The sequence below is a fragment of the Rhizobacter sp. P2_H2 genome, assembly GCF_056403375.1.
In genome coordinates, this window is the sequence record NZ_JBFUFP010001504.1 from 1 (window position 1) to 998 (window position 998).

Sequence of the window (998 nt, forward strand, 5' to 3'; positions counted from 1 at the left end):
CGTGGAGTCGGCCCGCCAGGGCCGACCGCCGAGGCTGAGCCCCCAGCCCATCCCCTCACCCGCCGCGCCGCGCCGCGACGCTCAGAGCAGCCCGGACTCCGCCCCATGCGCCGGCATCTGCACCACCGGCTGCGGCTTCCAGCCCTTCTTGCGGTGCTCAACCACCACGTTGGTGTAGATCCCGCCCCGCACGTACCACTTCGCCGTGATGCGGATGAAACGCGGGTCGGTCGCCTTCACGATGTCGTCGAGGATGTCGTTCGTGACCTTCTCGTGGAACGCGCCTTCGTTGCGGTAGCTCCACATGTACATCTTCAGGCTCTTCAGCTCGACGCACAGCTTGTCGGCAATCATGTCGATCGTGAAGTGCGCGAAATCCGGCTGGCCGGTCAGCGGGCAGTGGCAGGTGAACTCCGGCACCTGGAACTGGATCGCGTAGTCGCGCTTCGGGCTCGGGTTCGGGAACACGTCGAGCTGCTTGCTCGGCATCGACGGCGGCTTGGCCGGCGCCTCGCGCATGCGCAGCGGGGTGGTGGGCGGGGCGACTTTCGCGGACAACTTGGACAACTTGGCCATGGAGGGGGCGTCACGTTTTGAGAGGGTTTCGGCGGGCAGCCRCAAGAGGGCGCGATGGTATCATCGCGCCTCGCCAGAAGTCCGCGTACGCGTGGAATTCCCTAAATAAATCAATGACTTAGGCGACTCGTGGCACCCTCCGCCGCGGCCCGCCGGGACTGCTCTCCATGCGTCTGAACTCCATCAAGCTGTCGGGCTTCAAGTCATTTGCCGAACCGACGCACTTCCAGCTGCCGGGCCAGCTGGTCGGCGTGGTCGGGCCTAACGGCTGCGGCAAGTCCAACATCATGGACGCGGTGCGCTGGGTGCTGGGCGAGTCGAAGGCCAGCGAACTGCGCGGCGAATCGATGCAGGACGTGATCTTCAACGGCTCCGGCAACCGCAAGCCGGCCAGCCGGTCCAGCGTCGAACTGGTGTTCAGC

General features: G+C 65.8%; 2 protein-coding genes. One reads left to right on the forward strand and one right to left on the reverse strand.

The features are described from left to right. Window positions 1–81: 81 nt before the first annotated feature. Window positions 82–519, reverse strand: a complete 438-nt coding sequence (gene queF, locus AC1D15_RS34285) for a preQ(1) synthase (protein WP_047513485.1) — start codon at window positions 517–519, stop codon at window positions 82–84. 224 nt (window positions 520–743) lie between these two features. On the opposite strand from queF, the gene AC1D15_RS34290 reads away from it, so the two are divergent. Further along, the coding region (locus tag AC1D15_RS34290; protein WP_477829584.1) for an AAA family ATPase at window positions 744–998 on the forward strand (255 nt) is incomplete at its 3' end.